The organism is Butyricicoccus porcorum, from assembly GCF_002157465.1.
GTDB lineage: Bacteria > Bacillota > Clostridia > Oscillospirales > Butyricicoccaceae > Butyricicoccus_A > Butyricicoccus_A porcorum.
This window is the reverse complement of record NZ_NHOC01000005.1, coordinates 128,336-139,712: the sequence shown is the minus strand read 5'-3', so window position 1 is coordinate 139,712 and position 11,377 is coordinate 128,336. Positions and strand designations below refer to the sequence as shown.

The window sequence follows — 11,377 nt, the reverse complement described above, 5'->3', positions numbered from 1 at the left end:
TAAAACACAGTGCCCTCACATAGACATGAAGCACAAAGTCATGTCGGGAGGGGAAATATGTGAAGGGACAGCCGGAAGAACGGGCCGTTATGCTGGCACAGTATATGATAGAGACTGGTGCGACCGTGCGGCAGACCGCAGCAAGGTTCGGCGTGAGCAAGTCGACCGTTCATAAGGATATCACAGAACGACTGTATCACTTGAATTTACCATTATACACGCAGGCACATGAGGTGCTTATGCGAAACAAGGAGGAGCGCCACATCCGTGGCGGGATGGCAACCCGGCGGAAATACCGCGGAGAGGACGACGGTGCATCCTGAACGCAAAAAAATACGGGAACCGGATACCGGTTCCCGTATGTCTTTCCATACGTTTGTGCGCACAATCACCCCTCCGTGTGCATCAGCTCATGCAGGCAGCTGCGGCAGATGTTTTTCCCTTTAAAGTTTATGACATCCTTCGCGTTGCCGCAGAATACACAGGCAGGTTCGTATTTCTTCAATATAATCTGGGAGCCGTCGACATAAATTTCCAACGAATCCTTAACCTCGATATCAAGTGTCCTGCGAAGCTCAATGGGGAGAACGATGCGGCCGAGCTCGTCAACTTTTCGTACAATTCCGGTAGATTTCATTGCAATCACTTCCTTATTATAAGTACAAAATTATGCTGCTAACGAGTGCGGTGTTAGCAGGGAAAGGGTGAAACTAGTATGATGAATTATCTGTGGGTCAGCCTGATGGTGCTGGCGTGCATAACGGCCTGTGTGACCGGGCGCACTGCGGAAGTATCTGCCGCAGTCACCGGTGGCGCAAACCAGGCGGTTACGCTGTGTCTGTCCATCGTCGGACTCATGGGATTGTGGTCCGGTGTCATGGAACTGATGCAGCAGTCCGGTTTGTGTGAAAAAATCACATCGGTGCTTCGTCGCCCGCTTTCATTGCTGTTCCACCGCGCGTCGCGTGACCGCGAAACCATGGAATGTATCGCTGCGAACGTCACGGCGAACCTGTTGGGACTGAGCAATGCAGCTACGCCGATCGGCCTGCGCGCAGCAGACAGGCTGTATGACCTGTATGGGCGCAGGGGGACACCGGATGAGGTGTTGACCTTTGTCGTGCTCAATACGACATCCATCCAGTTGATTCCAACGACAGTGGCAGCCGTGCGTGCCTCGCTGGGGGCACAGCAGCCGTTCGACATCATGCCGGCCGTGTGGGGGGCGTCCGTCTGTTCGGTGGCAGCGGGGCTTGCGGCGGCGCGGCTGTTTGCCCGTCTGAGAAAGGAGCGTGAGCCGTGAACGCGATGTTGGTTCCGGCATTGATTGCCTTTGTCGGCGTGCATGCACTGGCAAAGGGAACCGATGTGTTTCCGGTTTTCCTGCGCGGCGTGGAGAGCGGCCTGCGCACGGCAGTGAGCATCCTGCCGACGATGATCGCGCTGCTGACGGCAGTGACCATGCTGCGCGCTTCGGGCTTTATCGATCTGGCAGGACAGGCCATGCAGCCGCTGCTTTCGCTCGCCGGGATACCGGCAGACTGTGCAGCGCTGGTGCTGCTCAAGCCGCTCAGCGGCAGCGGCGGGCTGGCGCTCGGACAGGAAATCATGCGCACCTGCGGGGTGGACAGCTATGCCGGACGGGTTGCCGCCGTCATGCTGGGCGCCTCTGAGACCAGTATGTACACGATTGGCATTTACTGCGGTCATTTACAGCTGAAACGGACAAGATATGCAATTCCTGCGGCGTTTATTGCAGACCTTACAGCGTTCATTTCTGCTGTTGTTTGTGTGCGTTGGCTGGGATAATCGGACAAAAGTCCCTATTTTTTAATTATATTATGCCGTAAATATGGTATATTTTCAATATAAAAATGTATGATCCTGCTCTCGAAAGCAAAATTTTTGTTATCGTACAAGAAAAGAAAATGATTTACTCAAAATAATGTATAAAATATACAATTTTTTTGCCAAAACAAGGGAAAAACCGGAAAAAACCTCAAATTTCCGGATAAAAAATTTGAAAAAAATGGATATCTGCGCGGCAAAAATTACGAAAAAATTGCACAAAAATCCGAAAAAATGTCTCGAATGAAACAGTTGATATTAAAAAATTTAACGAATCACAGCAAAAAAGAAAATTTTGCCATCTATCTGCGCGGCAGGGAGCAAAATATAAATAAAAAATCCTCCGCAGCCAAAAGCTGCGGAGGACAGAAACAAACTCGATTGTTTTTACTTGATCGTCAGGTCACCGCCGGGGATTTCCTTGCCGAACGGGCCATCATAGGTGAAGAAGCCCTTGCCGGTCTTGACGCCCAGATAACCTGCGCGAACCATCTTCTTCAGCAGCGGATGCGGGCGATACTTCGGGTCGCCGGTCTCAGTGAAGAGGGTGTTCATGATTGCGAGGTTGATGTCATGGCCAACCAGGTCCGCAGTGTGCAGCGGGCCGGACTTCATGCCAGCGCCATTCTGCATAGCCAGGTCGATGTCGGACGGGGATGCGATGCCGTCTGCATAGATGCCGATGGCTTCGTTCATCATCGGGATCAGGATGCGGTTGACAACAAAACCCGGGCCCTCGTTGACCTGTACCGGGGTCTTGCCGAGGGAAGCCATGATGTCATAAGCCTTCTTGAAGGTCTCCTCAGAGGTCTTGAGACCCTTGGTAACCTCAACCAGCTTCATGATGTGAGCCGGATTGAAGAAGTGGCAGCCGACAACCTTGTCAGAGCGGTTCGGAACAGCGTTCGAGATCTCCGTGATGGAAAGGGCGGAGGTGTTGGTGCCGATGATGCAGTCTTCCGGCAGGATGGAATCGAGCTCTTCCAGAAGCTCCTTCTTGAGATCCATTCTTTCCAGAATAACTTCCATGACGAAGTCAGAGCCAGCGGCATCCTGGCGGTCAACGGACAGGGTCAGATTAGCCAGGCATGCATCCATCTGCTCCTGGGTCATCTTACCTCTCTTGACGCCGCCTGCGAGGTCGCCCTCGATGCGCTTCTTGCCGCCTTCGCAGAACTGCTCTTTGATATCAATCAGGGTGACAGCATGGCCAGCCTTCAGGAAAACTTCAGCAATGCGGGCACCCATGTTGCCGGCACCAAATACAGTAACCTTCATGTTTCTCAATCTCCTATCTCAATCTCAAGTCTCAAGTGATGAATCGAATTACTTGTTCTGGAATACCTTCGGCTCGCGGCTCTTGTTTACGAAATGAGCCATTGCATACTTCTGATCCTCGGTAGCGAAGCATTCGCCAAAGCAGTTGCCCTCCAGCTTCAGAGCAGAGTTCAGGTCGGTCTGCATGCCAACATTGACAGCTTCCTTGACCAGAGCGACTGCGATCGGAGCCTGAGCAGCGATTTCCTGTGCCAGAGCGAGAGCAGCCTCTTCCAGCTCTTCAACGGTCTCGTATACTTCGTTGACCAGACCCATGTCCTTTGCGTCCTGAGCTGTGTAGTTGCCGCGTGCGGTGTACAGCATTTCCTTTGCCTTGCCGAGACCTACGAGGCGAGCAAGTCTCTGGGTGCCGCCGCAGCCCGGGGTGATGCCCAGACCAACCTCAGGCTGACCGAAGCAAGCGTTTGCGGAAGCCAGACGGATGTCGCAGGACATAGCCAGCTCGCAGCCGCCGCCGAGGCAGAAGCCGTTGATTGCAGCGATAACCGGGCGCTTGAAGTTCTCGATCTTCCAGCATACACGGTTGGAGTCGTTGCCGAATGCTTTGCCTTCTGCAACGGTCATGGTGGACATCTGGGAGATGTCAGCGCCTGCTACGAAGGACTGAACGGTCTTGCCCTTCTTGTTGACACGGGAGGAACCGGTCAGGACAACGGCATAAACGTCTTCCATCGCTGCAACGGAGTCGAATGCCTCCTCCAGCTGTGCATACATGTCGGTGCTCAGGGCGTTCATTGCCTGCATATGATCGATGGTAACAACTGCTACGTTACCCTTTTTCTCTACCTTTACGTCAGTCATTGGTAAAAGATCTCCTTTTATGTCTGTGTCACGGGAGGAGGGGAAGACGGATGCTCCGCCTTCCCGCTCTCGAAAATGTCGTGGAATGTATAATGCTTACTTGCAGAGCTCGTCGCGCTCGAGGATGATTGCTTCGCCCATGCCGCCGCCGATGCACATGGTAGCCAGGCCGATGGTAGCATCGCGCTTAATCATTTCGTACAGCAGGGTGGTGGAGATACGGCAGCCTGCTGCGCCGATCGGATGGCCCAGAGCGATTGCGCCGCCGTTTACATTGACCTTGTCCATGTCGAAGCCAAGGGTGTTGTTGACTGCGCAAGCCTGTGCTGCGAATGCTTCGTTGGACTCGATCAGGTCGAGATCAGCAACGGTGAGGCCAGCGCGGGACAGTGCCTGACGGGTGGACTCGATCGGGCCGATGCCCATGATGGACGGATCGCAGCCGACAGAACCGTAGGAACGGATCTTCGCCATCGGCTTCAAGCCGTGTGCCTTTACGAAGTCCTCAGAAGCGATAATCATGCAAGCGCCTGCATCGTTGATGCCGGAAGCGTTGCCTGCGGTTACCGTGCCGTCCTTCTTGAATGCCGGGCGCAGACCAGCGAGGGTCTCCATCGTCGTGCCCTCACGCGGATGCTCGTCGGTGTCGAACAGGAAGGTCTTCTTCTTCTGCTTTACTTCTACCGGAACGATCTCGTCCTTGAACTTGCCAGCCTTGATTGCTGCAACAGCCTTTGCCTGGGAAGCGCAAGCCAGCTCGTCCTGCATCTCACGGGTGATGCCGTACTGCTCTGCAACGTTTTCCGCAGTGATGCCCATGTGGTAGCCGTTGAAGATATCCCAAACGCCGTCGTGTACCATCAGGTCGACCATCTGGATGTCGTTCATACGAGCGCCCCAGCGAACCTTGTTTGCATAATACGGTGCACCGGACATGGACTCAGCGCCGCCAGCCATGATGCACTGGTCGTCGCCGGACTTGATGATCTGAGCTGCGAGGCTCATTGCGCGCATGGAGGATGCACAAACCTTATTGATGGTGATTGCCGGAGTGGTGATCGGCAGACCTGCGCCAACCATGATCTGACGGCCGATGTTCTGACCCAGACCGCCCTGGAGGACGCAGCCGGTGATGGTCTCATCGATGGCAGCAACGTCAACGCCGGACTGCTCAATCGCAGCCTTGGCAGCGGTAACGCCGAGCGTAACAGCCGGAACATCCTTCAGACTCTTGCCGTAGGAACCGATCGGGGTTCTCTTTGCACTGCAAATATACACATTCATTTGCCCTATTCTCCTTTTTCTCACTACAGGAATGGATAGTTATATAACAATAGGATAAGGGAGGGTAGAGTGGTGTTTCTCCCTGAACCCTTTGCTATTGTACATCATAACGCCATATTTCACAAGTATTTTCCGCAAAAAAAGCGTGAAAAAGTTGAAAGTGTTAAAAAACTAACAATTAGATACCCATGTGTTATGCGTTATTTGATCAGCAATCAATCGTTTGCGAGGCCCATCGGCTCATCGCGGAAGATACGCTCGTCCATCAGCTTGATGGTGCCGTCTTCCTGATAAGCGATCTGCGGTACAAATTCCATCTGGTCGAGGATCTGGGTCTGCAGGTCGATGCCCGGTGCGATCTCAATCAGGGTAACGCCCTCCGGACGCAGCTCGAAGACAGCGCGCTCGGTGATGTACAGAACCGGCTGATGAACCTTGTTCGCATAGATGCCGGAGAAGGTGATGTGCTCAACTTCCTTGACGAACTTCTTCTTTTCGCCTTCCTGCACGATTTCGATCTTGCCGTCGCCGACCTTGACCTTCAGGCCCTTTGCGGTGAAGGTGCCACAGTAGCAGACCTTCTTTGCGTTCTGGGTGATGTCGATGAAGCCGCCGCAGCCTGCCAGACGGGTGCCGAACTTGGATACGTTCAGGTCACCGTTCGGAGCGGTTTCAGCCAGACCGAGGAATGCGATATCCAGGCCGCCGCCCTGATAGAAGTCGAACTGTACGTTGTGCTCCAGAATGGCTTCTGCGTTGGAGCACGCGCCGAACTGCGGGCCAGCCAGCGGGATGCCGCCGATCGGGCCAGCCTCTACGGTCAGGGTCATCTTATCCGCGATACCTTCTTCAGCCGCAACATTGGAAATCTGCTCCGGCATACCGGTGCCGAGGTTGACGATTGCATCGTTCGGCAGCTCCATAGCAGCACGGCGCGCAACAACCTTGCGCTGATTCAGCGGAATGGTCGGGATGGAATCCAGCGGGATGGTGTACTCGCCGGCAGCGGAGCCGTCGTACGGTACGCCGATGCACTGCATGTTGTCCTCTTCGGTACCGATGACAACGGCGTCAACGTAGATGCCCGGAATCTTGACCAGCTTCGGATCGAGGGAACCGGCAGCTACAATCTTCTCAACCTGAACGATAACCTTACCGCCGCTGTTCTTGCAGGCCTGAGCCATGGCGGTGACGTCCAGCGGGCCAACTTCTCTGTGTACGGTGCAGTTGCCGCGCTCGTCGCAGTAGGAAGCACGCAGCAGGACAACGTCGATCGGGAAGGTCTTGTAGAGCAGGCGCTCCTGGCCTTCGATCTCGATCAGCTTGACGAGGTCTTCCTTGGTGCAGTCGTTCAGCTTGCCGCCGCCGTTGCGCGGGTCAGCGAAGGTGTACAGGCCGACATGAGTGATGGTGCCGAGATTATGTGCAGCGATATCGCGGTACATATGGGTGATAACGCCCTGCGGCAGGTTATAAGCTTCGATCTTGTTCTCAAGAGCGAGTGCGCCCAGTCCGGGGGCACGATCCCAGTGGCCGCCGACAACGCGCTTGACCATGCCTTCATGTGCGAAGTGGTCGCCGCCGGAGCCCGGGGTACCGCGCCAGCCCTGGCCAGCTGCATAGAACAGGGTAACGTCCTTCGGATGGCCGGTCTCTACGAAACGCTTTTCAACAGCCTTGGACAAAGTCTCCGGGCATGCACAGCTTACGAAGCCGGAAGTTGCGACGGTATCACCATCGTTGATGAGCAGAGCCGCCTCTTCCGGAGTCAGAATCTTTACTTTTCTCATTGGTATCATCCTTTCTCTCTGTTTTGATATCCAGAAAAAGTATTTTGTGATAAAACGTCAGGCGGAAAATAAAATACAATGCTGTTCAGGCCAGTGCGGCGATGCGAGCCGCGGCACCATCTGCTTCCGCCTGCTCGGTGCAGATGATGCGGTGCTCCGCTGAAATTTCCTCGTACAGGTACGAACAGCCCGTGCAGCCGCGCAGGATCAGCAGCACATCGTAATGCACGCCGTCCTCCGGGTACGAGAAGCCCGCGATACCATCGAGCTGGCTGCAAATTTGGCGGTATGCGGTGCCGCGGTCATAGCGCGGATTGCAGCCGCCGCAGAATTTTACAGTACAGTGAAGCATAACATAACCTCATTTTCGGAATTTGGGGGGAGCACAGACGGACAGACAGGCACCCACAGAATTGCTCTATGAGTGCCTGTTGTCACGTTATTGCCAGAAAATCAGCACCGTTTGTTCAGAATCAATTAGTCGATGCGTGCAATTGCCTTAGCAAGCTGCTTCTTCTGCTCCATGTTGGACTGGCGGGCAATCATGATGCGCTGAGCCTGCGGGGAGCCTGCGCCATGCATGGACTCCGGCAGGTAGCCGACTGCTGCGGTACCCATGGTCAGGTTCTCGATCAGGCGAAGGACGCGCATGCGATCCTCGGTCGGAACGGAAGCGACACCCTTGAGGTACTTCTCGATGTACGGCTTCAGCTGCGGGTTGCGGTAATCTGCCTCAGACGGCTGGGTAACCATCAGGCCGCCTGCCAGATCCTGTGCCAGACGAGCGATGTCGTACGGGAAGCGGGTGACGTTCTGCTTGCAGACGTTTGCCAGAAGCAGGTCGATGAGGTAGTTGCCTGCCTTGGTCTTGGAGCCCTGGGAGGAGCATGCGATGCCACATGCGTACAGGGTCTCGTTCAGGTGGGTCATTTCGATCAGCTTATCCTTGACATGGGAAGCCTTTGCGCAGCCTGCCATCTCAACAGCCAGAGCGGTAGCACCGATCAGGACGTCGCCGACGCCGACCTTGCAGCCGCCGTAGGACTGACGATGATAGCCTGCGAAACGCTCAACGATCATGCCAGCGAACTTCACTTCGCCGTTCAGGAAGATGCGATCGTTCGGAACGAATACATGGTCGAAAATAACCAGGACTTCGTGGCCGCCGTAGGTCTTGTTGCCTACGTCGATATCGTTGTACTCCTCCAGCTTGCGGGTGTCGCAGGACTGGCGGCCGTAGATCAGGGTGATGCCCTCGGAATCGGTCGGGATTGCGAAGGAAATCGCATAGTCCTCGTCGCCCTCACGCATGGAGATGGTCGGCATAACCAGAACCTCGTGGGAGTTGACGAAACCGGTCTGATGCGCCTTTGCGCCGGTGACATAAACGCCGTCAGCGGTGCGCTCAACAACATGCAGGAACAGGTCCGGGTCAGCCTGCTTGGACGGAGCCAGGCCGCGGTCGCCCTTGACGTCGGTCATAGCGCCGTCAACTGCGAGGTCCTCGTCCTGTACGCGGGTCAGGAACTTGACGAAGTTTTCATGGTACTTGGTGCCGCACGCCTCGTCGATTTCGTAGGTGGAGGAGAATACGGCGTTCATTGCGTCCATGCCTACGCAGCGCTGGAAGCAGGCAGCGGTCTTCTGACCGAGCATACGCTGCATCTTAACCTTCTTAATCAGGTCGTCGGTGGACTGATGCATGTGGGTGAAGCGGTTGATCTTCTTGCCGGTGATGTGGGAGGTAGCGACCATCAGGTCTTCATACTGCGGATCCTCCGCAGCCTCGTATGTAGCGGCAAAGGAGTTCAGGGAAGGACGGATAACCGGATCGTCTACCGGATTCTCAACCTTCTTGCCGAACATCCACAGGTTGAGATTCAGCTTGCGCAGGGACTCAATGTACTGTTCTTTGGTCATCATAGTGATCGTAAATCCTTTCTCTCAGTCGTCTCTCTAGTCAGGGGGAACGAACCCCTTTGAAGTAGAAACGCAGCGAGTACCGCGGACGATACCCGCTGCGTTTTACAGGCTAACGGTATTGGGATATTGCGTTATCCGGCAATTAGTAGCACTCTCTGTAAACACGCTCCATCAGCTCACGGGTCCACGGCTGGATGTAGGAGTTGGTGATCAGGCGCTGCTGGTTTGCTTCGACAGATACCGGGAAGTCCTTGATGTCGGATTCCTTGAAGCCGTACTCGCGCAGCGGCTTCAGGTGCAGAACCTTCTCGAGCAGCTCGTTGAGGTATGCGATTGCGTTGTCGACCTTGCAGCCGGTGATACGGGCAACCAGCTTCTTGAACTCGAGGATTTCGCCGTTCGGGTCCATCTCGTCGTAGATCTCCATGATCTTGCCGAACAGAGCGTAGTTGGACTCACCATGCGGTACATGGTAGGTGCCGCCGAGCGGGAAGGACATGCCGTGTACGGTAGCGCAGCCAGCCTTCAGGAAAGCGATGCCAGCGTAAGTAGAAGCGATGGAGAACTCCTCGAGGTAGCCGAAGCGAGCGTCCGGGCCGTCTTCGCCGATGCGGCGGAAGCCTTCCAGGATCAGCTCCATAGCCTTGATGGAGAACATCTCAGAGGTCATGGTCTTACGATGCGGCGACAGGAAGGACTCGGTTGCATGGATCAGGGCGTCGATTGCGGAAGAAGCGAACGGCTTGTACGGCAGGGTCTTCAGCATATCCGGAACCAGGCAAACCTTGTTCGGGATCATGTCATCGGAAACCAGGCCCAGCTTGGTCTCGCCGCCGGTCAGAACGCCGTCCTTCTCGTCCTTGACGATTGCAACGGAAATGTTGGTAACCTCGGAACCGGTGCCGCAGGTGGTCGGGATTGCGATAACTTCCTTCTCGTGGATGAACGGCTCACGTTTGAAGTACATCTCGTGGATGGAAGCCGGGCGCTTGCAGCCGAGCAGTTTGCACAGGTCCATGATAGCGCCGCCGCCGACAGCAATGACGCGGTCATAGGAATCGTACGGGATAGCGTCGTACATGGTCTGGATCATAGCCTCAGACGGCTCGCCAACACCGAACTTCTCCTGGAATACGAAGTTGCACGGCAGGTTCAGCTCTTCCATGAACGGCTTGTAGATGAATTCGTTGGTCAGAACGCAGTCTCTCTCGTTCAGCTTGAATTCCTCTGCGAATTCTGCGAAATTCGCACATTTGTAGATGGTCGGCGCGATGATGATTTCTCTCTTGTCGGCCTGCAGGGCCTTGCTAAAAGCATCCATATTTAACATCTCCTATAAAAAATTTTCTTGCATAAGAAGCCTTTTGGGGCTGGTTATCCAAAAGTCGGCGGATGGATTCCGTTACCTTCCCTATGATTGTACCAAAAGTTGAGCGAAACTTCAACAAAAAGTGATGAAGTTACAAGAAAAAATATCTCGACATTTTGTCACAAATAAACGGAGTGCAATCGAGCCGGGTTACTTGCTTACATTTTATACTAATGTCACAACTTTGTAAATCATTTTTTCAAAATTTATTGTGGAAAATGTTGAGAAAGCTGGGGATGTGCTGTTAGTTTTGTGCAAAACTGCTGAGGAAAGCACGGGTGCGTTCATTCTGTGCATCGCCGAAAATTTCCTCCGGACGGCCCTGCTCGACGATGACGCCGCCGTCCATAAAGATAACACGGTCGGCCACGTCGCGGGCGAATGCCATTTCATGTGTGACGACGACCATGGTCATGTGTTCCTCGGCGAGCTGACGGATAACACGAAGAATTTCACCGGTCAACTCCGGGTCGAGCGCAGAGGTCGGCTCGTCAAAAAACAGTACGCGTGGATTGAGCGCGAGCGCGCGCGCGATGGCGACGCGCTGCTGCTGTCCGCCGGACAGCTGACAGGGATAATAATCTGCGCGATCGGACAGATTCATCTTTTCCAGCAGGCTGCGGGCGGTCTTTTCCGCTTCGGCTTTGGAGATACCCAGCACACGGATCGGTGCATCGGTGACGTTCTGCAAAACCGAACGGTGTGGGAACAGATTGAAATTCTGGAACACCAGACCGGCACACAGCGTGATTTCATGCAGTGTTTTGGGGTCAGCGAAAACGGCATTGCCATTTTCCGTGCGCATCATCTGCTTGCCGCAGATGGTGATTTCACCGCGGTCAGCGGTCTCCAGCTGGGTCAGGCAGCGCAGGAAGGTGGATTTTCCGGAGCCTGACGGGCCGATGATGGCGACAACTTCGCCCTGTGCCACGTGCATGGAGATATCGCGCAGCACCTGCAGCTCACCAAAGCTCTTTTCGATGTGGTTTGCTTCAATCAGATTCATGACAGATTCCTCCTGCGG

Annotated in this window: 12 protein-coding genes; 3 read left to right on the top strand and 9 right to left on the bottom strand. The window is 54.6% G+C overall.

The genetic code is table 11. The annotated features are described in order from the left end of the window. Positions 1-59: 59 nt before the first annotated feature. On the top strand, positions 60-323 hold the full coding sequence (locus tag CBW42_RS06510) for a sporulation transcriptional regulator SpoIIID (protein ID WP_087018933.1): 264 nt from the start codon (positions 60-62) through the stop codon (positions 321-323). Between the two features lie 65 nt (positions 324-388). Here CBW42_RS06510 and CBW42_RS06505 read toward each other — a convergent pair whose 3' ends face one another. Then, a complete protein-coding gene (locus CBW42_RS06505) occupies positions 389-637 on the bottom strand; it encodes an AbrB/MazE/SpoVT family DNA-binding domain-containing protein (protein ID WP_087018931.1) in 249 nt (82 codons plus the stop codon). A gap of 78 nt (positions 638-715) precedes the next feature. Between CBW42_RS06505 and CBW42_RS06500 the strand changes: the two genes are divergently transcribed. Next, on the top strand, positions 716-1,303 hold the full coding sequence (locus CBW42_RS06500; RefSeq protein WP_087018929.1) for a hypothetical protein: 588 nt from the start codon (positions 716-718) through the stop codon (positions 1,301-1,303). 5 nt (positions 1,304-1,308) lie between these two features. Then, the gene (locus tag CBW42_RS06495) at positions 1,309-1,809 is read left to right on the top strand and encodes a nucleoside recognition domain-containing protein (RefSeq protein ID WP_242969827.1); all 501 of its coding nucleotides are present in this window, start codon (positions 1,309-1,311) and stop codon (positions 1,807-1,809) included. Between the two features lie 426 nt (positions 1,810-2,235). Here the strand turns inward: CBW42_RS06495 and CBW42_RS06490 are convergent, their stop codons facing one another. The 8 genes from CBW42_RS06490 to CBW42_RS06455 form a co-directional block, all read right to left on the bottom strand. Further along, positions 2,236-3,126, bottom strand: a complete 891-nt coding sequence (locus CBW42_RS06490; RefSeq protein WP_087018925.1) for a 3-hydroxyacyl-CoA dehydrogenase family protein — start codon at positions 3,124-3,126, stop codon at positions 2,236-2,238. A gap of 48 nt (positions 3,127-3,174) precedes the next feature. Next, positions 3,175-3,987 (bottom strand): enoyl-CoA hydratase-related protein, encoded by an 813-nt coding sequence (locus tag CBW42_RS06485; protein ID WP_087018923.1) that lies wholly within the window; start codon positions 3,985-3,987, stop codon positions 3,175-3,177. A 96-nt stretch (positions 3,988-4,083) separates the two neighbouring features. Beyond that, positions 4,084-5,271: an acetyl-CoA C-acetyltransferase gene (locus CBW42_RS06480; RefSeq protein ID WP_087018921.1), complete on the bottom strand. Its 1,188-nt coding sequence runs from the start codon at positions 5,269-5,271 to the stop codon at positions 4,084-4,086. Positions 5,272-5,486: 215 nt separating this feature from the next. Continuing rightward, positions 5,487-7,061, bottom strand: coding sequence for an acyl CoA:acetate/3-ketoacid CoA transferase (locus CBW42_RS06475; RefSeq protein WP_087018919.1), 1,575 nt, complete (start codon positions 7,059-7,061; stop codon positions 5,487-5,489). 85 nt (positions 7,062-7,146) lie between these two features. After that, positions 7,147-7,413 (bottom strand): hypothetical protein, encoded by a 267-nt coding sequence (locus CBW42_RS06470; protein WP_087018917.1) that lies wholly within the window; start codon positions 7,411-7,413, stop codon positions 7,147-7,149. A gap of 125 nt (positions 7,414-7,538) precedes the next feature. Beyond that, on the bottom strand, positions 7,539-8,990 hold the full coding sequence (locus tag CBW42_RS06465; protein WP_087018915.1) for a 4-hydroxyphenylacetate 3-hydroxylase family protein: 1,452 nt from the start codon (positions 8,988-8,990) through the stop codon (positions 7,539-7,541). Positions 8,991-9,126: 136 nt separating this feature from the next. After that, a complete protein-coding gene (locus CBW42_RS06460; protein ID WP_087018913.1) occupies positions 9,127-10,305 on the bottom strand; it encodes a 4-hydroxybutyrate dehydrogenase in 1,179 nt (392 codons plus the stop codon). A gap of 292 nt (positions 10,306-10,597) precedes the next feature. Next, a complete protein-coding gene (locus tag CBW42_RS06455) occupies positions 10,598-11,359 on the bottom strand; it encodes an amino acid ABC transporter ATP-binding protein (protein ID WP_087018911.1) in 762 nt (253 codons plus the stop codon). Positions 11,360-11,377 lie beyond the last annotated feature (18 nt).

Excerpts from the sequence above, each read along its gene's own strand:
- CBW42_RS06505 (WP_087018931.1), bottom strand. The coding sequence starts at position 637 with ATGAAATCTACCGGAATTGTACGAAAAGTTGACGAGCTCGGCCGCATC.
- CBW42_RS06500 (WP_087018929.1), top strand. The coding sequence starts at position 716 with ATGATGAATTATCTGTGGGTCAGCCTGATGGTGCTGGCGTGCATAACG.
- CBW42_RS06495 (WP_242969827.1), top strand. The coding sequence starts at position 1,309 with ATGTTGGTTCCGGCATTGATTGCCTTTGTCGGCGTGCATGCACTGGCA.
- CBW42_RS06490 (WP_087018925.1), bottom strand. The coding sequence starts at position 3,126 with ATGAAGGTTACTGTATTTGGTGCCGGCAACATGGGTGCCCGCATTGCT.
- CBW42_RS06485 (WP_087018923.1), bottom strand. The coding sequence starts at position 3,987 with ATGACTGACGTAAAGGTAGAGAAAAAGGGTAACGTAGCAGTTGTTACC.
- CBW42_RS06480 (WP_087018921.1), bottom strand. The coding sequence starts at position 5,271 with ATGAATGTGTATATTTGCAGTGCAAAGAGAACCCCGATCGGTTCCTAC.
- CBW42_RS06475 (WP_087018919.1), bottom strand. The coding sequence starts at position 7,061 with ATGAGAAAAGTAAAGATTCTGACTCCGGAAGAGGCGGCTCTGCTCATC.
- CBW42_RS06470 (WP_087018917.1), bottom strand. The coding sequence starts at position 7,413 with ATGCTTCACTGTACTGTAAAATTCTGCGGCGGCTGCAATCCGCGCTAT.
- CBW42_RS06460 (WP_087018913.1), bottom strand. The coding sequence starts at position 10,305 with ATGGATGCTTTTAGCAAGGCCCTGCAGGCCGACAAGAGAGAAATCATC.
- CBW42_RS06455 (WP_087018911.1), bottom strand. The coding sequence starts at position 11,359 with ATGAATCTGATTGAAGCAAACCACATCGAAAAGAGCTTTGGTGAGCTG.